At 62.2% G+C, this 24,409-nt stretch carries 21 protein-coding genes and 1 tRNA gene; 13 read left to right on the top strand and 9 right to left on the bottom strand.

Annotated features, from left to right (window positions below; translation table 11 throughout):
• The first annotated feature begins 227 nt into the window (after positions 1 to 227).
• The 4 genes from CJO11_RS07120 to CJO11_RS07105 are packed head-to-tail and all read left to right on the top strand — an operon-like array spanning position 228 to position 5,778.
• Positions 228 to 1,019, top strand: a complete 792-nt coding sequence (locus tag CJO11_RS07120) for an Mrp/NBP35 family ATP-binding protein (RefSeq protein ID WP_240504601.1) — start codon at positions 228 to 230, stop codon at positions 1,017 to 1,019.
• Between the two features lie 3 nt (positions 1,020 to 1,022).
• The gene (locus CJO11_RS07115) at positions 1,023 to 3,302 is read left to right on the top strand and encodes a xanthine dehydrogenase family protein molybdopterin-binding subunit (RefSeq protein ID WP_095012090.1); all 2,280 of its coding nucleotides are present in this window, start codon (positions 1,023 to 1,025) and stop codon (positions 3,300 to 3,302) included.
• Positions 3,299 to 4,321, top strand: a complete 1,023-nt coding sequence (gene hemH / locus CJO11_RS07110; protein ID WP_095012089.1) for a ferrochelatase — start codon at positions 3,299 to 3,301, stop codon at positions 4,319 to 4,321. Before CJO11_RS07115 ends, hemH begins: the two co-directional genes overlap by 4 nt.
• Before the next feature lie 44 nt (positions 4,322 to 4,365).
• Positions 4,366 to 5,778, top strand: coding sequence for a cytochrome P450 (locus CJO11_RS07105; RefSeq protein ID WP_095012088.1), 1,413 nt, complete (start codon positions 4,366 to 4,368; stop codon positions 5,776 to 5,778).
• A 135-nt stretch (positions 5,779 to 5,913) separates the two neighbouring features.
• On the opposite strand, the gene CJO11_RS07100 is transcribed toward CJO11_RS07105, so the two are convergent.
• Positions 5,914 to 6,072, bottom strand: a complete 159-nt coding sequence (locus CJO11_RS07100) for a DUF1674 domain-containing protein (RefSeq protein WP_095012087.1) — start codon at positions 6,070 to 6,072, stop codon at positions 5,914 to 5,916.
• 55 nt (positions 6,073 to 6,127) lie between these two features.
• On the opposite strand from CJO11_RS07100, the gene CJO11_RS07095 reads away from it, so the two are divergent.
• Positions 6,128 to 7,360 carry an RsmB/NOP family class I SAM-dependent RNA methyltransferase gene (locus CJO11_RS07095; protein ID WP_095012086.1) on the top strand — a complete coding sequence of 411 codons (1,233 nt, stop codon included), beginning with the start codon at positions 6,128 to 6,130 and terminating at the stop codon, positions 7,358 to 7,360.
• Between the two features lie 6 nt (positions 7,361 to 7,366).
• Here the strand turns inward: CJO11_RS07095 and CJO11_RS07090 are convergent, their stop codons facing one another.
• Together CJO11_RS07090 and msrA are read right to left on the bottom strand one after the other, a co-directional pair.
• Entirely contained in the window at positions 7,367 to 8,533 is a 1,167-nt protein-coding gene (locus CJO11_RS07090; RefSeq protein WP_420823132.1) for an aromatic ring-hydroxylating oxygenase subunit alpha, read from the bottom strand.
• A gap of 36 nt (positions 8,534 to 8,569) precedes the next feature.
• Complete coding sequence (gene msrA / locus CJO11_RS07085) at positions 8,570 to 9,103, bottom strand: peptide-methionine (S)-S-oxide reductase MsrA (RefSeq protein ID WP_095013270.1); 534 nt, start codon at positions 9,101 to 9,103, stop codon at positions 8,570 to 8,572.
• 87 nt (positions 9,104 to 9,190) lie between these two features.
• On the opposite strand from msrA, the gene aguB reads away from it, so the two are divergent.
• From aguB to CJO11_RS13180, 4 genes are all read left to right on the top strand, one after another.
• Positions 9,191 to 10,042 (top strand): N-carbamoylputrescine amidase, encoded by an 852-nt coding sequence (gene aguB / locus CJO11_RS07080; RefSeq protein WP_095012084.1) that lies wholly within the window; start codon positions 9,191 to 9,193, stop codon positions 10,040 to 10,042.
• Positions 10,039 to 10,536, top strand: coding sequence for a 2-amino-4-hydroxy-6-hydroxymethyldihydropteridine diphosphokinase (gene folK / locus CJO11_RS07075; RefSeq protein ID WP_095013269.1), 498 nt, complete (start codon positions 10,039 to 10,041; stop codon positions 10,534 to 10,536). Before aguB ends, folK begins: the two co-directional genes overlap by 4 nt.
• Before the next feature lie 38 nt (positions 10,537 to 10,574).
• Positions 10,575 to 10,650: transfer RNA gene (locus tag CJO11_RS07070), tRNA-Lys, on the top strand.
• 311 nt (positions 10,651 to 10,961) lie between these two features.
• Positions 10,962 to 11,135 (top strand): DUF4062 domain-containing protein, encoded by a 174-nt coding sequence (locus tag CJO11_RS13180; protein ID WP_150124993.1) that lies wholly within the window; start codon positions 10,962 to 10,964, stop codon positions 11,133 to 11,135.
• Between the two features lie 261 nt (positions 11,136 to 11,396).
• On the opposite strand, the gene CJO11_RS07065 is transcribed toward CJO11_RS13180, so the two are convergent.
• From CJO11_RS07065 to CJO11_RS07055, 3 genes are read right to left on the bottom strand one after another with little or no spacing between them, the layout of a single operon-like run.
• Complete coding sequence (locus CJO11_RS07065) at positions 11,397 to 13,064, bottom strand: recombinase family protein (protein WP_240504342.1); 1,668 nt, start codon at positions 13,062 to 13,064, stop codon at positions 11,397 to 11,399.
• Positions 13,057 to 13,503, bottom strand: coding sequence for a DUF2924 domain-containing protein (locus CJO11_RS07060; RefSeq protein WP_205651042.1), 447 nt, complete (start codon positions 13,501 to 13,503; stop codon positions 13,057 to 13,059). Before CJO11_RS07060 ends, CJO11_RS07065 begins: the two co-directional genes overlap by 8 nt.
• A complete protein-coding gene (locus CJO11_RS07055; RefSeq protein WP_095012083.1) occupies positions 13,500 to 13,835 on the bottom strand; it encodes a DUF3489 domain-containing protein in 336 nt (111 codons plus the stop codon). Before CJO11_RS07055 ends, CJO11_RS07060 begins: the two co-directional genes overlap by 4 nt.
• Before the next feature lie 432 nt (positions 13,836 to 14,267).
• Here CJO11_RS07055 and CJO11_RS07050 point away from each other — a divergent pair, with 432 nt between their 5' ends.
• Positions 14,268 to 15,065 carry a hypothetical protein gene (locus tag CJO11_RS07050; RefSeq protein WP_095012082.1) on the top strand — a complete coding sequence of 266 codons (798 nt, stop codon included), beginning with the start codon at positions 14,268 to 14,270 and terminating at the stop codon, positions 15,063 to 15,065.
• On the top strand, positions 15,058 to 18,366 hold the full coding sequence (locus tag CJO11_RS07045; RefSeq protein ID WP_095012081.1) for a DEAD/DEAH box helicase: 3,309 nt from the start codon (positions 15,058 to 15,060) through the stop codon (positions 18,364 to 18,366). The genes CJO11_RS07050 and CJO11_RS07045 overlap by 8 nt, the downstream gene beginning before the upstream one ends.
• A 122-nt stretch (positions 18,367 to 18,488) precedes the next feature.
• Here the strand turns inward: CJO11_RS07045 and CJO11_RS07040 are convergent, their stop codons facing one another.
• Both CJO11_RS07040 and CJO11_RS07035 read right to left on the bottom strand, forming a co-directional pair.
• Positions 18,489 to 18,746, bottom strand: coding sequence for a hypothetical protein (locus CJO11_RS07040; protein ID WP_095012080.1), 258 nt, complete (start codon positions 18,744 to 18,746; stop codon positions 18,489 to 18,491).
• Between the two features lie 101 nt (positions 18,747 to 18,847).
• Positions 18,848 to 19,072 (bottom strand): hypothetical protein, encoded by a 225-nt coding sequence (locus CJO11_RS07035; protein ID WP_095012079.1) that lies wholly within the window; start codon positions 19,070 to 19,072, stop codon positions 18,848 to 18,850.
• Positions 19,073 to 19,673: 601 nt separating this feature from the next.
• On the opposite strand from CJO11_RS07035, the gene CJO11_RS07030 reads away from it, so the two are divergent.
• Entirely contained in the window at positions 19,674 to 20,930 is a 1,257-nt protein-coding gene (locus tag CJO11_RS07030) for an MFS transporter (RefSeq protein ID WP_095012078.1), read from the top strand.
• Between the two features lie 61 nt (positions 20,931 to 20,991).
• On the opposite strand, the gene CJO11_RS07025 is transcribed toward CJO11_RS07030, so the two are convergent.
• Positions 20,992 to 21,846, bottom strand: a complete 855-nt coding sequence (locus CJO11_RS07025; protein ID WP_169829158.1) for an SMP-30/gluconolactonase/LRE family protein — start codon at positions 21,844 to 21,846, stop codon at positions 20,992 to 20,994.
• Between the two features lie 454 nt (positions 21,847 to 22,300).
• Between CJO11_RS07025 and CJO11_RS07020 the strand changes: the two genes are divergently transcribed.
• Positions 22,301 to 24,367: an alkaline phosphatase D family protein gene (locus CJO11_RS07020; RefSeq protein WP_205651041.1), complete on the top strand. Its 2,067-nt coding sequence runs from the start codon at positions 22,301 to 22,303 to the stop codon at positions 24,365 to 24,367.
• The last annotated feature ends 42 nt before the right edge of the window (positions 24,368 to 24,409 follow it).

Genomic DNA, 24,409 nt, shown 5'->3' with positions numbered 1-24,409 from the left:
TGCGATTTTGCTGCTAGTGGATTGCCTAGATGGACGAAGACACGCTCAAGCGCCTCCTTCCCGCTTCGATTGCCGACCGGGTGCGGTCGTTGTCATTGCGCGATGGCACTGCGACGGGCGTTCTCGATGCCGAGGGCCTGAGCGCGGGCGAATGTGCCGACCTCGAGCGCGCGGCCAAGGATGTGCTGTCGCAGGCCAATGGCGTGAAGGATGTCCGCGTGGCGCTGATGGCCGATCGGCCGGAGCCGCCAGCGGGACCGGTCGTCATCGCCATCGGCTCGGGCAAGGGCGGTGTCGGCAAGTCGACTTTGACCGCCAATCTTGCGGTTGCGCTGGCGCGGGCCGGACGCAAGGTCGGGCTGGTCGACGCCGATATCTATGGACCGAGCCAGCCGACGATGCTCGGCACGGCGGGGCAGCGCCCGCAGGCGCGCGACAAGCAACTGATCCCGATCGACAGCAAGTTCGGGGTAAAGATGCTCTCGATCGGTCACCTGGTCGAACCGGGCCGTGCAGTCGCATGGCGCGGGCCGATGGCGGGCGGCGCGCTGGTCCAGTTGATGGAGGCGGACTGGTCGGGTGTCGAGGTGCTGCTGATGGACCTGCCGCCTGGTACCGGTGACGTGCAGATCACCATGCTGCAAAAGCACAAACCCGCTGGTGCGGTGATCGTCTCGACGCCGCAGGATATCGCGCTGATCGACGCGCGCCGCGCGGCGCAATTGTTCGCAACCGGCGGCGTGCCGGTGATCGGGCTGGTCGAGAACATGGCCGGGTATGTCTGCCCACATTGCGGCGAAGCGAGCGATCCGTTCGGTGTCGGCGGGGTTGAGGAGGAAGCAAGGGCCGAAGGGATCGCGTTCCTCGGCCGCATCCCTCTGGCGCGCGAAATCCGAATGGCCAGCGACAGCGGAGAGCCGCCCGCAGCTGCTGACGGGCCGCAAGCAGGGGCCTTCGCCGCTATCGCGCAGCAGCTCGGCGCATGGATCGACGCGCGCCAGCCGGTCGCGGTGGGCTGAGCGATGCAGGTCACCCGCCGCGGATTGCTGGCAGGTGCCGCCGCAGGGGGCGGACTGCTCGTCGCGTGGGGTTTGTGGCCGCGCCAGTTCTCGACCCCGCTTTCGCCCGGGAGTGACGAATGGGCGTTCGGCGCATGGCTCAAGATCGGGCGCGACGGAGTGGTAACCGTGGCGGTCCCGCAGCTCGAAATGGGACAGGGCATTACTACCCTGTTGCCGCAGCTGGTCGCAGCCGAACTCGGTGCCGACTGGCGGCAGGTTGCAGTCGAACCAGCGCCGATCTCGGGTGCCTATCCCAACGTGCCGCTGGCTGCGAAATGGGCACCGCTGTGGATGCCGGTGATGCCCGGTCTCGCCGAACGGCCCGACAGCGTCCTGGCGCTCCGCTACGCGCAGGAAGGACCGTTCAATGCCACTGCCGAAGGGCTCTCGCTGGCGGCATTCGAAGGTCCCGCGCGTAATGCCGCCGCCTCTGCCCGAGCCATGCTGGCAATGGTCGCGGCGGAGCGGTGGGGCGTCGCGTGGGAGGAATGCGAGGCGCGCGACGGGTTCATAATCCACGCCGGCAAGCACTTGTCGTTCGCCGCACTAGCCGCCGATGCTGCACGCCAATCGCCGCCCGATCCGCCGCCTGTCAGTGCGCAGCCCTATGCCGAAGCGCCCGGCCCTGCGGACCAGGACCAGCCGATCCCCTATCCCCGGCTCGACTTGCCGGCAAAGGTCGATGGCAGTTACCTGTTCGCCGGCGATATCCGCCTGCCGGACATGGTCTACGCTGCAATCCGCCACGCCCCGGCTGGCGATGCCACGCTGTCCGGGTTCGACAAGGACGCAGCCCGCAAAGTGCGAGGCCTCGTCAAGGTCGTGCAGAATCCGAGCTGGGTTGCGGTGCTCGCCGAGACGTGGTGGGCCGCAGAGCGTGCGCTCACGCTGATGAAGCCGCGCTTCAAAGTGTCCGGTGGGCCAAGCAGCGATTCGATCGACGAACGGCTTGAAGAAGCGGTGACCAAGGGCGAGGCGGTTCGAATCTTCACGCGCGGCGATGGCGACGACCATCTCGGCGACCCGTCATGCACCTATCGCTATGACATCGTGCCGCAGACGCAGGCGACGCTGGAAACCGCAAGTGCCACCGCGCGGCTCGAGGACGGGCAGCTTGAACTGTGGCTCGCGACGCAGGCACCCGAGCATGCGCGGCACGCGGCGGCGAAAGCGGTCGGCCTGAGCGAACGCGACGTGGTGGTTTACCCGATGGGTGCCGGCGGCAGCTTCGACCGCCGCTTGGAGCACGACCAGGCGATCGAAGCGGCGGTGTTGGCACAAGCGGCCGGTCGCCCGGTCCAGCTGATCTGGTCGCGGCGACAAGAAGGTGTTGCCGGGCGTCCACGCGCGCCACTGGCGTGCCTCGCGAGCGGCTGGACGGCGAAAGAAGACGGTTCCGCCCAAGGCTTGCGGCTGCGCGTGGCGATGCCCGCGACCGTGCGCGAGTTCGGCAAGCGACTGTTCGACAACCGCACTGCCGAAGCGGCTCTGAGGGTAACCGATGCCACCGCCGACCCGCTGGCGTTCGAAGGCGCGCTGGTCCCCTATTCGATCCCCGATATCGCGATCGACCACGTGCCGGTGAACGTCGGCCTGCCAAGCGGGCGGATGCGCGGCAATGCCCACGCCTATCTCGCCTTCGCGGTCGAATGCTTCATGGACGAGCTTGCCAAGCGCGTCGCGCGCGAACCCTTATCCTACCGGATGGAGTTGCTGGGCGACGATCCGCGTCTCGCGGAATGCCTCCAGCGCGCGGCACGAATGGCGCAGTGGGATGGCGGGGCTAACGAGAGCGGGCAGGGCATCGCCTGCTGGCGCATCGGCAGCGGAAAGGACGATGAAGCGACCGCACGGATCGCCTGTGTTGCCACCGCGCGCGCAGGCGGCGGAGGAGTGAAGGTCAGCAAGCTTTCCGCAGCGGTCGACCTCGGCCGCATCGTCAATCTCGACATTGCGCGCCAACAGATAGAAGGCGGCTTGCTGTTCGGGTTGGGCACTGCGACGGGTGCCGCTTTCACTTACCAGAACGGCGCGCCCGTCAGCGGACGGCTGGCCGACCTGTCACTGCCGATGCTGGTCGACGCGCCCGAAGTCGATGTCGAGTTCGTTCCTGCTGACGGGCTGCCGGCAGATCCCGGCGAGATCGGGGTCGCCGTGGCCGCTCCGGCGATCGCCAACGCCCTGCAGTCGGCGACGGGGTTGCGCCTGCGCCGCCTGCCCCTCATCTCCGACGGGATATGATGATCAACCCGCCTTCGCCCCCGCCCGACCATCCGCCGGTAAAGACCGGCGGTATCGGTGTCTTGCTGGTCAATCTCGGCACGCCCGACGCGCCCGATCCCAAGTCGGTCAAACGCTACCTTGCCGAATTCCTGTCCGATCGCCGCGTGGTCGAGATTCCTCCGATCGCCTGGCAACCGATCTTGCGCGGGATCATCCTCAACACCCGCCCGAAGAAGAGCGCACACGCCTATCGCCAGGTATGGACCGAGCGCGGCTCGCCGCTGGCGGTGATTACAGCGGACCAGGCTGCGGCACTTCAGGCGCGGCTGGGCGATAGCGTGCAGGTCGGCTGGGCGATGCGTTATGGCAATCCCTCGATCGAGGCAGAGATGGCCCGGCTCAAGGATGCCGGGTGCGAACGGATCCTGCTCGCGCCGCTCTATCCGCAATACTGCGGCGCGACGACCGCGACGGTTGTGGACAAGGCTGCGGAAACGCTGGGGAAAATGCGTTGGCAACCTGCGCTGCGGACCTTGCCAGCCTATCACGACGACCCGCTCTACATCGACGCGCTCGTGAAGGATCTGGGTAGGCAGCTCGATGCGCTGGATTTCGCGCCGGAAGTGATACTGCTGAGTTTCCACGGGATGCCCGCGCGCACGCTTGAGTTGGGCGATCCCTACCATTGCCAGTGCCAGAAAACCGCGCGGCTGCTCGAGCAGGCGCTCGCCCGGCCGGGCCTGCGCTGCGTCACGACGTTCCAGAGCCGGTTTGGCCGTGCCAAGTGGCTTGAGCCGGCGACCGATGCGGTGCTCGAAGCCGAAGCGAAGGCTGGCACCAAGCGCCTCGCGATTGCGGCACCGGGATTTTCTGCCGATTGCCTCGAAACGCTCGAGGAACTGGCGATCCGCGGCCGTGAGCAATTCGAGCGAGCGGGCGGCGAGCAATTTGCTGCGCTGTCCTGCCTCAACGCGGGCGATCCGGGGATGGACATGCTCGAAGCGTTGGTAAGGCGCGAATTGGCGGGCTGGATTTAGGCCCGCAAATTACTTACATTACGGTAAGTAAGGAGAAGGATTCGATGGCCACCCTCGCCGCCCCGCCGCCTGCTACCGAGGCTACGCCGCATACGCCCACGCACTGGACAGAAGACCGACTGACCGAAGCCGATCTCGCGCATATTCCCGGTGACGGCGGCTGGCCGGTGGTCGGCAACACTTTCAAGATGCTGGCCGATCCGCACGCGTTCAACACCGCGATGGTCGAGCAATACGGGCCCGTCTACAAGAACCGCGCGTTTGGCGGCTGGGCGGTGATGCTGGTTGGTGCTGACGCCAACGAGCTGGTATTGTTTGACCGCGAGAAGCTGTTCTCGTCCGAGCAGGGCTGGGGCCCGATACTCGACCAGTTGTTCCCGCGCGGGCTGATGCTGATGGATTTCGACCATCACCGCGCCGATCGCCGCGCGCTGTCGATTGCCTTCAAGCCCGAACCGATGCGCCACTATGCCGGATCGCTCAATCGCGGGATTGCCGAGACGGTGAAGCGCTGGGCCGGTCCGATGAAATTCTACCCGGCTATCAAGGCGCTCACGCTCGACCTTGCGGCGGACAGTTTCATCGGCATTCCGTGGGGGCCCGAGGCCGACAAGATCAACGCTGCGTTCGTCGATATGGTGCAGGCCTCGGTCGCGCCGGTGCGCTCTCCGCTGCCTTTCACGATGATGAAGCGCGGGGTCGACGGGCGGAAGTTCCTGGTCGACTACTTCACTGCGGAGACCGAGCGGCGGCGCAAGGAAGGCGGCGGGCAGGACATGTTCAGCCAGTTCGCCACCGCGACCCGCGAGGATGGCAGCCTGTTGCCGGTCGACGAAGTGGTCGATCACATGAACTTCCTGATGATGGCCGCGCACGACACCATTACTTCGAGCGCGACAACGCTGATCTGGCTGCTCGCCAAGCACCCCGAGTGGCAGGAAAAGCTGCGTCAGGAAGCGATTGCGGTCACCGGCGGACCCGATGCGCAGGGCAACCCGCGCCCGCTCGACTACGACGACCTCGGCAAGATGGAACTCACCGAAATGGCGTTCAAGGAGGCGCTGCGGATCGTCCCGCCGGTGCCGAGCACGCCGCGCCGCGCGCTGCGTTCGTTCGAGTTTGGCGGCTATACCATTCCCGCCGGCGCCGGGGTGTCGATCAACACCCATTTCGTCCACCACTCGCCCGAGCACTGGGACGATCCGGAGAAGTTCGACCCGATGCGCTTCACTCGCGAGGCGGAGAAGGCGCGCCACAAGTACGCGTGGGTTCCTTTCGGCGGCGGCGCGCACATGTGCCTCGGGCTGCACTTTGCCGACATGCAAGTGAAAATCCTGATGGCGCAGCTGCTCCAGCGCTACCGCATCGAGATCGCCGAGGGGTACACGCCCGACTGGCAGGCCTGGCCGATCCCCAAGCCCAAGGACGGATTGAACGTGGAATTCAAAGCTCTCTGATATCCGCCCACCCATCCGGGTGGGCATCCTCGGTGCTGTTCCCTCCTCTGCGCTGCGGGGCACCTGCGGGCGGCCGTTCGGCCTTGCGGTTGGCCTGCTGCCAACCGGGGCCTTGATGCAGACCCCCACCCCTCCTCAAAAATCGATCGCGATGCCGTCCTTCACCCAGTCGCCATAGCGGGTGGGGCTGAGCTGTTCGTCATCCTTGACCGCCCTGGGCTTGGGCGGCGGCGCGTCAGTCCAGTGCGCGGGCTTCACGAATTTTTCGGGCCGCTTGGTCGGTTTCTTCGCCATGGGTCCAAGATGGACCCGCTGGCCAGCGGATGCAATCGCGGATAGGGGCGCTGCGATGGCCAAGGTCCAGGGATTGCCTGCGCGCACTGCCGCGCTCCGGATGCTCGACGCAGTGCTGCGCCGGGGCGAGACGCTCGACCTGGCCGAACGCTCGGCAGCGAAGGGCCTGACCCCGAGCGACCGCGCGTTCGCCCGGGCGATTGCCGGCGAGAGCTTGCGCTGGATGCTCGATCTCGATGCGATGATCGACGGTGCGACGAAACAGCGGCTACCCGATGACGCCAAACCGCGCACGGTGCTGCGGATGATGCTGGCGCAGTGGCTGCGGCTGGAGACCCCGCCGCACGCAGTCATTGCCACCGGGCTCGAATTGCTGAGCGGCGGACCGCGGCGGCTGGCCCACGGGGTGTTTTCTGCGCTGGTGAAGCAGAAAGCGGCCTTGCCTGCCGTGCCGACCCTGCCCGCCGAAGTTGCCGCGCGATGGGGCGGCCGAGCCGCCTGGATCGCTGCTGCACTCGCTACCCCGCCTCCGCTCGACCTTGCACTGCGCGATTGGAGCGAGACCGAGCATTGGACTGTCGAACTGGGCGGCACTTCGCTCGCCCCCGGCCATGTTCGCCTCGCACGCGGCAGCGCGGTCGAGCGGCTGCCCGGTTTCGAGCAAGGCGCGTGGTGGGTGCAGGACTTCGCCGCGTCGCTGCCCGCACGCCTGCTCGGCCATGGAGAGGGCCGCAGCGTGCTCGATCTGTGCGCCGCGCCGGGGGGCAAGACGCTCCAGCTGGCGGCAGCTGGGTGGCGGGTCACTAGCATCGACAAGAGCGCCAAGCGGCTCGACCGGCTGGTCGAGAACCTCGACCGCACGGGGCTCACCGCCGAAGTCGTCGCTGCCGACGCGCTGACGTGGGAGCCGGGCCGGACATACGAGGCGATCCTGCTCGACGCACCGTGCACCGCCACCGGCACTTGCCGCCGCCACCCCGACGTGATCCACCGCATTCATGCCCCGCAGATTGCCGAGATGGCAGAGTTGCAGGCCGCTTTGCTTGAGCGCGCCATCGGCTGGCTCGCCCCGGGCGGGAGGCTGGTCTATGCGACCTGCTCGCTCGAACCCGAGGAAGGCGAGCAGCAAGCGGCGAACGTTGCGCTGGAACCGGTTCCGATCCTTGCGAACGAACTCCCGGCAGGCCTCGCGCCGACCTCGGAAGGCTGGCTTCGCACCGATCCGGGAATGCTCAGCGATGCAGGTGGTCTCGACGGATTCTTTGTCGCGCGGTGGCGAACGGGCTGATTGCACTTAGCCCGCGCGTTGGCTCCATCCGGACCCGGGTGCGGTTTCCTCTCGCGCCGCCGGGATCAGTTCGCGCATCCGGTGGCAAAAGTGCCTGAGGCACACTTCCTTGTCGGACAGCGGCCCGACGGAAAAGCTGCGCGAACCCATACCCTGCTGGACCCGCGCGATCAGCGCAGTGTCTTCGGCATTGACCTGCCGGTTGATCCGCCAGTTAAGGTAGCGCGCTGCGCGCATCTCCCGGCGATCGTCGGGCAGGGCATAGCTGATTTCGCGGATCACGCTGGTGGTCGGGCTCAGTGGCAGCCATTGCATGAAATCGACCTGGTCGGGATAGATGTCGAACGCGACGTTGGGCCACAGCTTGAAATAGAGCCACTGGCGCTGGCTCTGCGGCGGCAGGTGCGGCAATTCAGGCAACATTTGCTGGTAAGCGCGCTCTGACCGATTGGTCGAGGGGCGGTCTTGCATGTTGCCCCACATCCGATCGACATAGGGCTCGGCTTCTACCCCGTAGCTCTTGCCGAACAGCCGGGTGAGCCCGGGGTGCGCCACCTGGATATGCAGTCCGTCCGAGTAGTTGTCGCCGATGTTCTTCCAGTTGACCGGGCGCGGGCGCAGCGTCACCCGCCCGAGCGCGCGCAGCTCGCTGAAACGATAGGGCGCGACCATTTCCTCGTAGGGTGCCATCATCGCGGCGACCGAAGGTCCGTCGTCGACCAGCCGCACGAACGCGAACCCGTGCCATACATCGAGTGCAACTGGCGCGAGACCGTGTTGTGCCTGGTCGAGCGCGTCATAGCTCGCCGCATCGGGCACGCCGGTGAGCCGCCCGTCAAGCTCGTAGGTCCACGCGTGGTAGGGGCACACGAGCTTCTTCGCGCAGCCGCCGTCGCCATCGAGGATCCGTGAGCCGCGATGGCGACAGACGTTGGCGAAGGCGCGCAAGCTGCCGTCTTTCTGGCGCACGACGATCACGCTTTCGCCGACGATCTCGATCGAACGCCAGTCGCCGGCATTGGGAATGTCGCTTTCGTGGCATACGACCTGCCACGACGGGGCGAACACGCGCTCCTTCTCGAGCGCGAAGAACTCGGGGTCGGAATAAGTCCACGCGGGCAGGCTCCACCCGTCGAGCGGATCGCGGTTCGCCCCCGGGGTTTGGTCTTGCACGCCAGCCATTTCCCTGTCCCCCCGAAGCACGAGGCCTTAGCCCTTCACTTTGCTTGCAAAGCTCTTGCGCAGTTTCATCAGCTTGGGCGGAATCACCGCCAGGCAATAGGGGTTCCGCTGGCCTTCGCCTTCCCAGTATTCCTGGTGGTAGTCCTCGGCCGGGTACCACTCGGTCGGATCCTCGATCGTGGTCACTGCTGTCTGGCCGGGATGATCAGCGTTCCACCGGGCGATTGCAGCGGCGGCCTCGTCACGCTGCGCATCGCCGAGCGGGAAGATCGCACTGCGGTATTGCGTGCCGATGTCGTTGCCCTGGCGATTGAGCTGGGTCGGGTCGTGCGTGCCGAGGAACACGTCGTAGATCTCGGGCAGCGAAATCGTGTTTGGATCGAAGGTCACCCGGATCGCTTCGGCGTGTCCGGTGGCTCCGCTGCAAACCTCCTTGTAGGTCGGGTTGGCGACGCTGCCGCCGACATACCCGCTTTCGACCGCGCTCACTCCGATCACGTCGCGGAACACCGCTTCGGTGCACCAGAAGCACCCGCCCGCCACGATCGCCTGTTCACTCATCAGAATCTCCTCGTTCGCCTTCCATGTAGGATCGCGCGCGCCTTGCGCCAATGGACTTGGCGCAAGGGGCCGCATAAAGGCGTGCACATGGCTGAAGTCACCGTGTCCGCTCTGCAACTCGATCTCTCGTCAAGCGACGAGCAGGCGAACATCGCGGCTATCTCGGCGCTGGTCGAGGAAGCGGCGGGCAAAGGTGCGCAGATCGTGCTCCCGCCCGAGCTGTTCTCTGGCCCCTATTTCTGCAAGGTCGAAGACGAGGCGCTGTTCGCGCTTGCCCGCCCGACGATGAAGCATCCCTCGGTTATCGCGATGCAGGCGCTCGCGAAGAAGCTCCGTGTAGCAATCCCGACCAGCTTCTTCGAACGCGATGGGCATCACTACTACAACACCCTTGCGATGATCGGTCCCGACGGCGAGATCATGGGCACCTATCGCAAGAGCCACATCCCCGATGGGCCAGGTTACGAGGAAAAGTACTACTTCCGGCCCGGCAACGACGGATTCAAGGTGTGGGACGTGTGCGGGACACGCATCGGCGTCGGCATCTGCTGGGACCAATGGTACCCCGAAACCGCGCGGGTGATGGCGCTGATGGGGGCGGAGCTGCTGTTCTATCCCACCGCGATCGGTTCCGAACCCTACGACGCCGATCTCGACACCAGCCGGATGTGGCGCCGTGCGATGCAGGGCCATGCGGTGTCGAACTGCATGCCGGTGATCGCTGCCAACCGGATCGGCACCGAAGACGGGCAGGCGTTCTACGGCCACAGCTTCATCGCCGACGAATGGGGCGATCTTGTCGCGGAATTCGGCGCGGGCGAGACAGGCGCACTGGTGGCGACGATCGACTTGGCGCAGGCGGCGAAGCATCGCGCAGGCATGGGCTTTTTCCGCGATCGCCGGCCGCAGCTCTATGGCCGGATCTCGGAGGACATCTGACCGCCCATCGCTACCTGATCGCGCTTGGTTCGAACGTGCGCAACACGCGCGACGGCTTGCCGCGGCAGGTGATCGCCGGTGCGGTGGAAATGCTCGAAGACCTGGGGCTGCTTTTCGTCTCGCTTTCCCCAACGATCGACAGTGCGCCGCTGGGTCCTTCGCGCCGCCGCTTCGCCAATGCGGTGGCAGTCGTGGAAACCGTTCGCGGACCCGAACAGCTGATGGCGATATTCCGGGAAACCGAGCGCACATTCGGTCGCCGCAAGCGCGGGCTGCGCTGGGGTGCGCGGGTGCTCGATCTCGATATCGTTCTGTGGAGCGGCGGCGCGTGGTTTTCGCCCTCGCTGACCATTCCGCACCCGCAGTTCCGCCTGCGCGATTTCGTGCTTGGCACGGCCGCCGCCATTGCGCCGCGCTGGCGCGACCCCATATCGGGATTGACGCTGCAGCAGCTCAATGCGCGCCTTCAGCACCCGCGCCCGCGTGACGCTTGACCCTTTGCGTCGCCCTGCTAGGGCACGCCCTCGTGGTCGGGCCCTTAGCTCAGTCGGTAGAGCAACTGACTTTTAATCAGTAGGTCGCTGGTTCGAACCCAGCAGGGCTCACCACGTATAAGTCCTTGTTTTACAAGGGTAAATTTTCACCCCACGCACTCTGATTTGTCGCCGAGTTTTCCGCTACTTGGTGGTTCCGTTGGCCTCGATGTCTTTGATTCAGAGACACAATGACCTACCAAAGTGACTGGTTTTGCCGCCAGATTCTCTGTGCGCAAAAAAGCGACCTACTAGTCATTTCTCATGATGGTGGATGTTTGTGCAGGTGGCCGCAGCATGCGCGTGCACAACCTGTAAGGCACTGTGCGTCTTCTGCCGAAGGCAAGCAAGTCCTATCTCCTGCATAAGAACAGGGAGCGTGATACATGAAGGTATTTGCCAGTTCGGTGATGCAGGGATTTGAGGAATTTCGTGAGGCGGCATTTTCCGCAATCCGCAGCCTTGATCATCAGATCGTGAGAGCCGTGGATCTTCCGGTATCTTCCACGTCATTCCGCATCGCGTGCCTGCCAGGCATTCGCACGAGCCGAATCCACTAGTTCCGTCTCCCGATCAGTATCTTATCAGGTTGAGCAACATTAGTAGGTCAAACTTCGAACCAAGTACGTTTCACCACGCAGTCTCCTCAAATTCCTCCTAGCGGCGCCCCGCCTGTGCTGCGGCAAATTCCTCCGGCATTTCCGGCGGTTTGCGGAGGTGTGCCGCGCCGAAGAGAGGTCGAGAGACCAGGTGACCTCGCAATTCGCCGCAGACCTGGCGCGGCTTCTCTGCGCGCCAGAAAGCGACCTACTGGGTGGTTTTCAGGAGTCGGAGGCGAGCCCGAGCTGGGCGCGCTGATCGGCCCAGCTCAATGGCAGGTCGGCCATCCGCCACAGCTCGCGTGCCTGCATGGCGCGGGGCTGCGATCCATCGAGGATCGAGCGGATGATCGCAGGATCGAGATAGGCGAGCCGGGCAAGGCGCTGCAGGTGCCGCAGGCGGGTGGTGGGCGTGGCGGTGGCTTCGGCTTCGTTCATCGCGAGCAGCTCGTCGCGAGCAGCAATTGCGCGTCCCATGAGTTCGACCAGCGCGCGATCGGTTGCAGTGGTCGTCCCGGCTGGCGGTTCGAGCCTGAGACGCGCCTCGTGCCCATAGCTCCTGTGCAGGGTTGGGATGACCAGCTCGACCGGCTGCGGCTCCGCATTCAGGCCGGCCGCGGACTGGAGTGCAGATGCGTCGAAGCTGACCTTGGCCGCTTCGCTGCTCACCGTGAGTTGCAGCTTGAGTAGCTTGAACTGGGTGCGTGCCTCGATGATCGGTGCGGAAGATACCGTTCGGGCGATCCCGGATGCCGTATTGAACAGCCGTTGCTTCTCATCGGCATCAAGCCCGCTCGCAAGGCTCGCCAGGTTGGCAGGGCTCTCGATCCACTGGGCAATGGCCTGCCGCGTCGCCATCTCGAGTTCGCCTGCAGGAAGCCGCAGCGCGGGCGCACCCTGGTCATCGTTCATGTTGGAAGCGTAGTAGGTGTAACGCCGTCCATGATTGCGGGTGTGCACCGGGGACATCGCTCTCCCCCGATCATCGCGGATCATTCCAGCAAGCAGGGCCACGCGGCGATGGGGACCGCCGGACGATCCTTCTGAGGCCTGACTTGCGAGCTTGTCCTGCACGGCATCGAACAGCTCGCTGCTGACGATGGCCTCGTGCTGGCCAGGATAGACCTTGTCCTTGTGCCTGATCTTGCCGAGGTAGATCGGGTTGCGCAGGAGCCAGAGCAGTGCTCCGCGCCTGAACGGATGCCCGCCCGATGTTCGGCCGCTGCGCGAGGTGCGCCGCTTGCTCACGATACCCTCGGCCTCGAGCTGATGGACGAGCGAGCGGATCGAGCTCACTTCGAGGTAGCGCTCCATGATGAGCCGAACAGTCGCTGCCTCTTGCGGCACTACGATGAGCTTGCGGTCCTTTGCCTCGTATCCCAGCGGAACACCGCCGCCCATCCACATGCCCTTGGCCTTGCTCGCTGCGACCTTGTCGCGGATCCGCTCGGCGCCAACCTCGCGCTCGAACTGGGCAAACGAGAGCAGGACATTGAGCGTGAGGCGTCCCATCGAGGTGGTGGTCGAGAACGCCTGCGTCACGCTGACGAACGAGGCGTCTGTCTCGTCGAGGATATCGACGATCTTGGCAAAGTCCGCGAGGCTGCGGGTCAACCGGTCGATCTTGTAGACCACGACCACGTCGATCCTGCCTGCCTTCACGTCTGCAAGGAGCTGCTGCAGCGCCGGCCGGTCCATCGATCCGCCCGAGAACCCGCCGTCATCGTAGAGATCGGGCAGCAGGACCCATCCCTCGTGCTGCTGGCTCATGACGTAGGCAGCACAGGCCTCGCGCTGGGCATCGAGACTGTTGAACGCCTTGTCGAGACCTTCATCGGTCGACTTGCGGGTATAGACCGCGCAGCGGATCGGGCGGCCCTGCCTAGGCACCAGCGTCGACCTTCAGAGAACCCAGCCTCGGGCTATGCAGCCCGAAGAAGCGCGGGCCCGACCAGTGGGCCCCGGTTATCTCCCGCGCGATCGCGCTGAGCGAGGCAAAGCGCGATCCGCGGTACTCGTACGCACCATCGAGCACGACGACCTCGTGGACTTCGCCGTGCCAGGTGCGCGAGAGCCATGTTCCGGGCTTCACGACTGGTGCGGTCTTCGGCTTGCGTTCGTTCCGGCGCGCCTGCACCTCGAGCATGCGCAGCTCGGCGCGGGTCAGCCCGCCCAGCGCCTGCTCCTGGTAGCGTGCGGCAATGGCGCGGGTGGTAAGCGCGATCCCGAAGGCTGGCGGCGCAGGGGTGCCGAACGCCCTGCGCCACTCTGCCTTTACTTCACTCGGTGTCATCGCCGTTAGCCGATCGAGCCTCTCGTCGAGCTTCACGAGGCACCCTTCGCTATGCGGTACATGCGCGTACAGCCCATCTTCTCGCTGGCGACAGCGTGTCCCTTCTTCCTGAGACCCGTCAGTGCAGCGCGGGTGGTGTGCGGAAGCCAGCCGGTCGCTTCGACCATCTGGTCGAGCGTAGCACCTTCCTCGCGGCCCAGCAGGTCGATGAGCACGCCGGTCTTGGTCTGGCGCTTCTCCGGAGCTGCAGACGCTATCGCGGCAACGGCGGAATGAGGCTCGGCTGCGTCGACGGCATTGTTCTTGGGCTCACGGGCCATGCGGCGCGGCTTGCGGGCCTTCGCCGGCGTGGTGGTCCGATCGGTCATCGGTGTTCTCCTGGTTCAGGAGACGGCGTCATGCCGCCTCACTGCCCCAGGCCCCGGTCAGCGCCATGCCTCGGGGATCATCGCCGGGACTCTCCCGGCGATCGCTTGAGAACACCAATGCTCGGTTCGCGTGCGAAGTCGAATGGAATGTGACGACAGGACGGAATGACGGCTTTGCGCCCCAAAGTCGGTCATTCGAGTGAACTCGAAACGATGCAAGGAGCTGCCATTTGCTCCGGCCATTTATGGTGGCGACTACGCGCCCTCACGTGAGGCGTTGGTTTTTTCGAAATGTCTTCCCCCATAGCGTATAAGCTGTTGAGTATGCCTCCAAACACCTGCGGATGAGCGAAGGGGAAGCACTTTTCTAAACGGCATCGGATCGCTAGTCTTGGTTTGTCAGAACGGTCGAGGAGGGCCGTCGCGCGCTCCATGACCCTAACGCTTGTCCCCACGAATCATGGCCAACTCTGCCACGGCTGGGCATGGACCATTGAGGATGAAGACCTGCTGGCTGAGCGCGTTGCGCGCATTGTGCTCGGCCAATATCGACATGTTGCCAAGATTCTGTCGGGTGCAGCAGTGCCAGGGCCCGCTGCCACAGCGCAACAAGCGAACGCGGCCATCAAGCAGCTGACTCTCACAGAAGGCCAAGATCCCTGGCACCGTGACGGCTGGCTCTTTCAAGCGATTTCATGGATCGCCGCGCATGAGCAGCCTTCTGCCTCGCTGACGCGGATTCCGCATATCCGCAAAGCCGACAAAGGCTTTGATGGGATGCAGCTTGAATTAAATGCTGCGGGCACCGTGGTCACAGCGGTCATTGTTTTCGAAGACAAGGCTACTGACAACGCTCGCGACACCATCCGGGATGATGTCTGGCCAGGCATCATCGCACTGGAGAAGGGGGAGCGACTCAACGAACTAACGCAAGAGGTGAGCGGGATGCTCGACGCGCGCGCTGCAGCCGATCCCGAATTCGACATCGACACCGCCATCGCCAATACGCTTTGGCACGAAGTTCGACGTTACCGCGTCAGCATAACTATAGGCGACACCCACAGTACAGCCGACACCCGCGCGAATTTATTCAAAGGGTTCGATGAATCTGCGCCAGGGGACGTTGTTCGCCGCCGAGCCGATACCGTCTACCTCCCTGAAATGCGCAGTTGGATGACAAGTTTCGCCGCGCGTGTGATCGCTCAAATCAAGATCATTGCCAATGTTTGATCCGATCACTTCAGCGCTGATCCGTGGTGCTCCTCCGCTAGAAGGCCTCGATCTGGAGAACCTGCCGAAGCGTCTAACGGAGGCTTTCGCCGACATCGTATCGGCCCGTATCCGTTTACGCGGTTCGTCTGCTGAAGCGGACGAAAACGAATTGCATGCTACAGTTGCCGAGCTTCGTCGCATCGCTGCCGCTCACGAAACGTATGCCGCACTACTTCCCAACCGCGAGAACCGCGCTTCGGCCGCGTTCGTCGCAGCTTCGGCACACCAAGCCGTCTCGCTAGCGCTAAGGCCGTCTGAAGCGAGAAGCCAAGTCGACACGGCCGTGGTTAGTCCTGACGTCTGCGCTACGCTTCTTTTTCTTTTGGCGGAGGCGCACGCCGACGCGGCCGAAGCCGCCAAGCGCATTGCACCTCCGGCTGACGCTGGGCCTGTCGAACGCGCCCTGCTACTCGCAATCCGCAGTCTTGCACAGGGCCGGCTCGGAGAGATTCTCAGTACCGACGAGCCAGAGATCGACCTCGACGACGACGATCTCGGCTTTCGCGCCTTGGACGTGCTTCGCCTTCTGCTGCTGCGCGGCATCACCAATCTCGCACGGCAGCTACGTCTGCGTGTTGATGTACCTCCCGAGGCAGGGGGCGTTGTGCCGGCAAGCACACTTTTCGCGCAGGTGCGCGAACTCTCAAGCGAGGAGATCGCCGGTGCGGGATTGGTCGATGAGACGCTGTTCAGTCTCTATCCCGGCCCTTTGCACCTGGCGAACCTCTTGCTTGGTCTTGAGGGGGACCTGCTAGGAACCGCGTTGAGTCGTATTCAAACACCCGGCGGCGTCGATGATGACGGGTGGTGGCAAGTTCTTCGCCGCATGGCACGGCAGCGGCCCTATCTTTGGCGAAACCATCGCGAGGCAATTGACAAGGGTTATCTTGAGCAGGGTGTATCTTCGGCGATAAGCTTTCCGACGGGCGGCGGAAAATCGACGCTTGCGGAGCTTAAGATCGCCACCTCCCTCCTGCGAGGGGAGCGGGTCGTTTTCCTTGCACCAACGCATGCCCTTGTTGGGCAGACCCAGCGCGCGCTCAAGGCAACCTTTCAAGATTACAGTATTCTTGCCGATGTTGATGAAGACGTTGGCATCGGAGATGTCGTCGTGCTCGGCGAAGTCACCGTCATGACCCCAGAACGCTGTCTTATGCTGCTGTCGGTCGATCCCGAAGCATTCGCGGATCTCGGACTTATTGTCTTCGATGAATGCCATTTGCTTCATCCGCGTGAGGATGATCACAGCCGACGTGGGCTGGATGCGATGCTGGCTATTCTCAACCTAACGCGCATCGCGCCAGCCGCCGACTTGCTGCTGCTCTCCGCAATGATGAAGAACACGGAAGAGATCGCCGGCTGGGTCGCATATCTGACGGGGCGTTCGTGCCTGACACTCGACTTGAGTTGGAAGCCGACCAGGCAAGTACGTGGCTGTGTCGTTTACCCTGCCGAGCAAATAGCTTCGCTCAAATCTATCCTCGCGCAAGCGCGCTTGGACTATCCAGATCACCACAGCCCGCCGGTCGGGGTGAAGAATGCGCTCCTCGCGCAACCCTTTGGACTTTTCAGTCTGCTTCAAACCTGGTCGACAACCGATCGTAGCGACTATGCGCTCCTCCAGTTGCTGTCCGATACAAGCTTACTTTCGAGCGGTCGTTCCCAAGGCGGCAACTGGTATCTGACCCCAAATGGTAATGAAACCAGCGGCGCTATTGCAGCTGCCGCGGCCAGTGCCGGCATGAAGACGTTGGTTTTCGTGCAGACCACCGTCTTTTGTGAAAGCTGCGTAAAGAAATTCCCAAGCCGTCTTGCCGCCGGCAAGATCGTGCTCACGGATGAAGAGCAAAAATGGCGCACTCTTGCCGAAGAGGAGATGGGCGGAGCCGCCTACTGCTTCATGAAACTCGCAGCCGACGGTACACTTCGGACAGGGGCGGCCAGCCACCACGCGCTGCTGCTCCGTGAGGAACGCGAACTTCATGAGAGCCTGTTTCGTCGTCCGGACGGAATCAAGGTGCTGTTCGCAACCTCTACACTTGCTCAGGGGATGAACCTGCCGAGCGAAATGGTCATCATCTCGGGTGATAGTCGCTTCGACCCCCAAGCCGACAAGATGCAAAAGCTTGAGGCCCATGAGTTGTTAAATGCCGCTGGGCGGGCCGGGCGAGCAGGCGAGGGTTCGCAGGGCTTCGTCTTGCTGGTGCCTAGCAAAGTGATCGACTTCGATGATCAGAACAATCAGATCAGCGGCCACTGGATGGAGCTGCAAGCAATATTTGAGCAGGCCGATCAGTGCCTCGTCATCGAAGACCCGCTGAAAATAGTGCTCGACCGCATCCACGATGGTGTCACCCAAACTGGCCTGTCAGCGTATCTCATAAGCAAGTTACCCTTGGCGGTTGCGGGTGCCGAACTCGATCCGGCCGCCGCGCTTCTCAATAGAAGCTTCAGTGCGTATCGCGCGATGGTCGCTGGCGATGCTGACTGGCTAAGCAGTAGGATCGCATCAGCTCTCACCGCGCGTGCGGCGCAAGACGTTCCTGACGCCGACCACTGGATCGAGCAGGTGTCTGGAGCAACGGGACTATCCATCGTGTTGCTTCGACAAATCGTTGAACGTTTAGATGCCGGAGCATTTTCAGGAACGTCTGTCGAAGTGGTGCATGCGCTGCTCGACTGGCTCGACGAGCATCCGAGCCTTTTGCTTTACCTGTTGCGACCGGAAAGCCTCGAAGAGATGTTCGGTGCTCCCTACAGAAGCCTAACCGACGATATCGCACGCGGGAAACACGCGCTGTCGTGGTTGCGGAAACTTTGGCCAGTTTGGATGTCCGGCATGCCGTTGTGTGATCTTGAAAAGGCATTTCTCGGCAACACTGCGAACCTCAAGCAGTGCAAAAATGCGCGTCATTTCGCCTCGCGACTTGTGCCGGATCTTGCATTCTTGGCTGGCCTTCCCGGGCGCTTGCTCGCGGCGCGGCAACGAGCTGCTGGAGACGATGGACCCGTACCCTCTGTCCTGGCCACCCTTAGCGGGGTAGTGCGTGAAGGCTGCGATAGCCCCGAAAGCTTGGCGCTTCGCCTCCATTTGACCCGCTCGGTATCGCGGGTTGCGGCGCGCAAGCATTATGATGATATCCGGCATCACATTCCGCCAGGTAGCTCCAATGAGGACTTTGAGGAAACGCTTGAGCGTGTGCGCCGAGCCGATCTCCTCGCAAGCTTCAACAATTTGGACGATCTTGATCCAGGGTGATCAGGTTGATGTGTAGAGTCTGGCTGCTTTTTGCTGATCACCAGAAAGAACCCGACGTTCCGTTACCGGCCCACATTGGGTCGCTCAAATCCAACTTACTAGTCGGGCTACTGGAGCAGATATTACTCCTCGCTAGCCGCCAGCAGGTCCATGAAGTTGCGCGCGGCATCGCGATCGGCGGGATTTTCGACCGCAACATCGAGATCAGGCGCGGCACCCAGCATCTGAAACAGACACCAGAGGGCAAAGCGCTTGCCGCGATCGCGCTCGAGCCCGAAGTCGACGAGGATCTTTTCGATGCCTACTGCCTGAACATCGGCAGGCTGGTTCGAAGGTTCGCTCGAGGCGAAGTAGCGATGTAGGAGGTCGTCCAGGTTCATGGCTGTCCGCTAGAACTGTTTTTGCTTGGTGCAAGCGAGATAGTTGGTTTGTGGGCCATTCGTTCTCGTGTGGCTGTGCTGCGGCGCTCCTAACGGGGAAGTCAGGTCAGTCCAGCCATCAGCCCGATGCGAACGGCCGCCGCGTTTTGGGTAACGCCCAGCTTAAGCTTCATAGAACTCGAGAGATCATAGGCTCCTTCGGTCGTGATGGCTCGGCGACGAGCAAGCTCCACCAAAGATTCACCGGCGATCAGGCTCTTCAGAGCAGCTTTCTCGGCCGGCGAGAGCAATCCGATCACTCCCTTGGCGTGCGTCGGTTCATCCATCAAACGGGCCCCACTTTCTTGTTACGGAGAGAGGAAAATGGCCCCTGCTGAAGTAGAGGACAAGGTAGGAGAGACGAAGTGGAAGGTCTCTCGGAGTCTCTCCTTGGCTGGGCTCGCGCGTGACGAGCCTGAATTGTTCGTCCGGGTCGCATTAGCTGGGGTCATGTTTGTCCCTGAGTGATCCAGCGACTGGAGCGCTCGCGGCTCATCAGGCACTGCGTCAGGCGACTCGGCGATGGCGCTGTGGTTCCAGAATTCGAAGCCCTGGATCAGGAGAAAGACGCAGCTCATCGCTTCTAGGACCTCAGGCAATCGTTGGCCCGCTAAGGTCATTTTTGACATGCTACTCGACAACATCCTGCTCGCACCTGACTAATAAGAATTACAGAACCATTCATGGGTCTTCCGTCAGTGGAAGCTCGACATCTCGAAACCCTGCAGCTTTGCTGAACGTCGGTTCCTCCAATTGTCAGACCTCAAGCTGATGGTCCGAAATCGGCCCATCTGTCGGTGTCTTGTGAACTGCGAAGCAAATCTCGAGACTCAACACAAGCCAAAATGTCGATTGTCGACATTAATCACGCATGCTAGGCCATGCGTCATGGAGAGTGGCAATTTGGGTGCAGGATTTATGGAGCAGCGTACACGTTGGCGAATCTGTGCGCTGGTGTTCTTTGCGACCACGATCAACTACATGGACCGGCAACTCCTCGGCGTGCTCAAGCCGGTCCTCGACCACCAGATTGGCTGGTCGGAGAAAGACTTCGGCGCCGTCGTTTTCGCCTTTCAGGCCGCTTACGCCATTGGGCTGACGTCTGCCGGGTGGTTGCTCGACCGGATAGGGACGCGAATTGGATATGCTATAGCCACCGGAGCTTGGAGCCTCGCGATCATGGCGCATGGCCTCACGACGTCAGTTGGGGGCTTCATGACAGCAAGGTTCGCACTGGGGCTCAGCGAAGCCGGAAATTATCCTGCCGCGGTCAAAACGGTGGCCGAAGTGTTCCCGCAAAGGCAAAGGGCGTTCGCGACCGGCCTGTTCAATGCCGGCTCAAACGTCGGTGCTATCGTGGCCCCATTTCTTGTGCCGATCATACTTTCTCATTTTAGCTGGCGCTGGGCGTTCTATTTTGCCGGCATACCAGGATTGATCTGGCTCGTCCTTTGGTTCGCATTTCACTCTACGAGCGCGCCCGTTGGGAGGGCCCTGCCAGCCCCTTCGCCCGTCGCCTTCCGAGAGTTGATAAAGTCGCGTGGTGCATGGGCCTACGCGTTGGCGAAGTTTCTGACCGATCCGGTCTGGTGGTTCTTTCTCTTCTGGCTGCCGGACTTCCTGCACACGAATTACCACGTCGAAGTCGCCGATTTCGGCCTTCCACTCCTCGTGGTTTATGTTCTGGCCGACTTGGGAAGCGTCGTCGGTGGCTGGTCATCATCCGCCTTGATCGCCCGAGGTTGGTCAGTTGATCGCGCGCGCAAGTTGACCATGCTTGGATGCGCTTGCGCTGCGCTGCCTGTGGCGATTGCCCCAGCCGTTTCCGGCCTGTGGACCACAGTGTTGCTTATTAGTCTGGCAGTGGCCGCCCACCAGGCGTGGTCATCCAATCTACTGACAATCGTGTCAGACCTGTTCCCTAACCAACAAGCGGCGTCGGTAGCCGGGTTTGGAGGGACAATTGGAGCTATCGGTGGCATGCTCATGGCGCTGCTGGTTGGCACTGTGCTGGATGCAACCGGCTCATTCCGCTCAATATTCTGGGGCGCTTCAATCGCTTACATCACCGCACTCTTGGTCATTCAACTATTGGTGCCATCGTTTGACAAATGGGCGAATAGAAATATCAGGCACACTACCTGAAGAAGTAAGGAACGTTGGTCCCGCTTGTTGCAAATGGCCACCTGCATCCTGATTGCGACGACTACGGGATGATGACGTGAGGTTCGGAAAATCCACCGATCTTATCTTTGCAGTGCAATGTCATTCCGGCCGACAGATCATTTTGTAAGTCGATAGCAGCCGTTGTGACAAACAGTTCCTTCTCCTTGTTGGAACCGAATACGACGCTTGTCGGACGTTGTGTCGGCATGATCCGACGGCCGACTAGCTCTCCGTCAGGTGAAACCGCGATGACGACGCTCGCATCCCAGCAAGCGGCACGGATATTGCCTAGACGGTCAATCACCGCACCGTCGACTAACAGTGACTCCGGGCCAAGATCGATGTGGATTCTTGGCACAGAGATCGGCCAGCCAGAGTCATCGCAATCGACCCTGAAAATCCGGTGGGTAGGAGTGTCGGTGAAATATGCCCGATTCCGTGCACGGTCGAAACAAAGCCCGTTCGGGATCGTGATCGCATCGACAATGCGGCGCAGGTCACCCTTGAACCAGCGGTAGATCGCGCCGGTAGGGCCATTCGCTTCCCGATCCATGGTGCCAATCCAGAAGCCGCCCCATGGGTCGGCCCGACCATCGTTGGCACGATTGGATGTGACGTCTGCTTCAAGAGCGACGATAGGAGAGGTATCCTGTGAGATGTGCGACCAGAGAAACAGACCGGCATCGTCGGCCATTACAAAGTCGCCGCGATTTGCATGGGCCAACGCCGAAACGGGCCGTTCGAAGATGGCTTCTCCGATGCCTACCTGGCCGTTCCAAAGTACCGCGTTTCTCAGAATATCCACCCAGAACAGGGTCTGAAGTTCAGGGTGCCAAAGGGGAGATTCGCCAAGTTCGCAGCGTCGCTGATCGAAAATCTCAGGCTGATCATCCATTCGGCCTACTTGCATAAATGTCGACAATTGACAACTATGGATTGATGGAGGCATAGGGAATCAACTCAAAAATGAACGGCGTCATGAAAAGCAACCAATCCACACTCCCTCAGTTTGATCGTAAGAGTGTATGTGCGTGCCACTACTCCCTGCAAGATCTTGCCGCGAGCGCATCATGGTAGGCGGCATTTCCCGTCGCGAAGGCCTGCGGATCGCCGCAGCTGGTTTGGCCACTTCCGCCATTACCGGCACTTCGAGAGTTGCATTGGCCGGCGCGCCTTCGGGTCGACCAATGTCCGGGAGGTTCGTCGATGGTTGGTCGTCAAGGTATGATCGCGTCTGGCTAGGAGGCGACTTCTGGGCAAATCCCATGGAAGACTGGATGATTTCAGAGGGGTGGGCGGAATGCGGCTCCACTGGAGGCAATAGAAGCATTCACTCGCTGCGACACCAGTTGACCGATGTCACTGGGGCGTTCTGGACCTCTGTCCGTGTCCAACAGATCGGCGGCATGGCCAACGAAGGGGGAGCGGCGATCCGCATCGGTGTGAAAAGCGAGTTGAACGAATATCGGAGCAACTGCTTCGTCCAGCACGGGATAGATGCCGGCGTCCTTCGCGGCCGGATTGTGCTCGGCCCCGATTCCGAGCCGCTTCCTCGTGTAGGCCAGGCCGGCGACTACGTGCTGGAATTGGCGGGCGAACCAGGCGCGCGAAGCTACACTCTCGTACTAACAGTCAGGTCAGGAACCACCGGCGAGAAATTGGGAAGTATCTCCCGCGAGGTTCCGTCTGACGAGGTGATTGGAAACATCGCGATCGTCAGCAACTTCTCGCACGCGTCGGAAGTGTCGGCAGCTGGAGAAGGGTCTCGTTACCGCTTCAAGTCGTGGCAATTGGATGGCTCTGCCATCCTAGACACACCCGCCCAGCGCTTCGGGCCGATCCTCTGGGCCATGTACACGCTGGACGATACGCGAACGGAAGAGGGTTTCGTCGTAAAGCTGAGCGTATTGACCGGCCCGATGGGGAGTCAGGACAGTAATGAGGTTGAGCTTGAGGTAAGACGGGGCGGGCGTTGGGTGTCGCTCGGTTCGAGCCGACTGGATCACGATGCGTGGGTCGCCGTGTTCCGCGTTCCCAGATGGGATGCAAAGGAAGACGTTCCCTATCGCCTCGTCTACCGCGAGCGCTTGCGCGAAGGGAGATTCGAAGCCGATGTCTACGAAGGGACTATCAAGGCAAACCCGTCAGGCCAGACGCTGCGGATGGCCGCGCTGACCTGCCAAAACGACTATGCGTTTCCCTATGAACCGGTGGTCAACAACCTCCTCGCCCTGAAACCGGACCTGCTCTACTTCTCTGGCGACCAGATTTACGAGGATCATGGAGGTTTCGGGGTCATCCGGGCTCCAGCGGATCGGGCAATCCTCAATTACCTGCGCAAGTTCTATCAGTTCGGTTGGGCGTTTCGCGAGACCATGCGACATGCGCCTACGGTTTGCCTGCCCGACGATCACGATGTTCTTCAGGGCAACCTCTGGGGGGAGGGCGGCGCGCCAATGGCGCCAGCGGCGGTCGCGACTGGGCGGACTGATGCGGCGGGGGGGTATGTAGAACCCGCGCGTGTGATCAACGCGATTCACCGGACCAACGTCGCGCACCTGCCTGACCCAGTCGACCCAAGTCCAGCAAAGCAGGGCATCAGTGTTTATTACACTAAGCTGGTTTTCGGCGGCGTGGGCTTCGCAATCTTGGGCGATCGCCAATGGAAATCCGGCCCTGAGGAGCTTGGGATTATTGTTGGGGAAACGGGGCAGAACGAGCCGCCAACCTATGTGAACCCAGCTTATGACCGGGCGGATCTTGATCTGCTCGGCAAGCGGCAGGAGGAATTCCTCGATCGCTGGGGCGCGGACTGGCGTGGCCATAGGCTTAAGGCTGTATTGAGCCAGACGCTGTTTGCTTGCGTCTCAACCCACCAGCCAGAACCCGATCGCTACCTCAAGTGCGACTTCGACAGCAGTGGCTGGCCGCACAGTGCGCGCAATCGTGCCGTCCGATTGATGCAGCAGGCCAAGGCGCTGCACATCTGCGGCGACACCCACTTGGCCAGCCTCGTCCAGTATGGTGTCGAGCAACAGCACGACGGAAATTGGGCGTTCTGCACACCCGCCATTGCTGCCGGTTGGCCGCGGTGGTGGCTGCCGGAAAAGGTTGGCCTTCCGGTTGGAAAGCGCCCAGCTCATGGCTTGGCTAACACCGGCGAGTACAGCGACTGCTTTGGCAATCCGGTCTACGTATACGCGGTCGGCAATCCTAAAGTGGGAACCGAGCCGCACCGGTATCTTAAGGCGCACCAAAAGGGGAGCGGGTTCGGGTTTGTCGAGTTCGACACCCTCAATCTCACCTATCGGCTCAGCGCATTCACCTTTCTGGGCAATGCCTTGCTTCGGGACGGCACCGGGCAGTTTCCAGGATGGCCGGTCACGATCACACAGGACGGGACGACGATTTCCTAGGCACGAGGGTTAAGTAGCCTCCGTCGCTAGAGTGGTACTTCT

Origin of the sequence: Tsuneonella mangrovi (assembly GCF_002269345.1) — a bacterium.
Classification (GTDB): Bacteria; Pseudomonadota; Alphaproteobacteria; order Sphingomonadales; family Sphingomonadaceae; genus Tsuneonella; species Tsuneonella mangrovi.
This window is presented reverse-complemented; position numbering and strand designations above follow the sequence as displayed.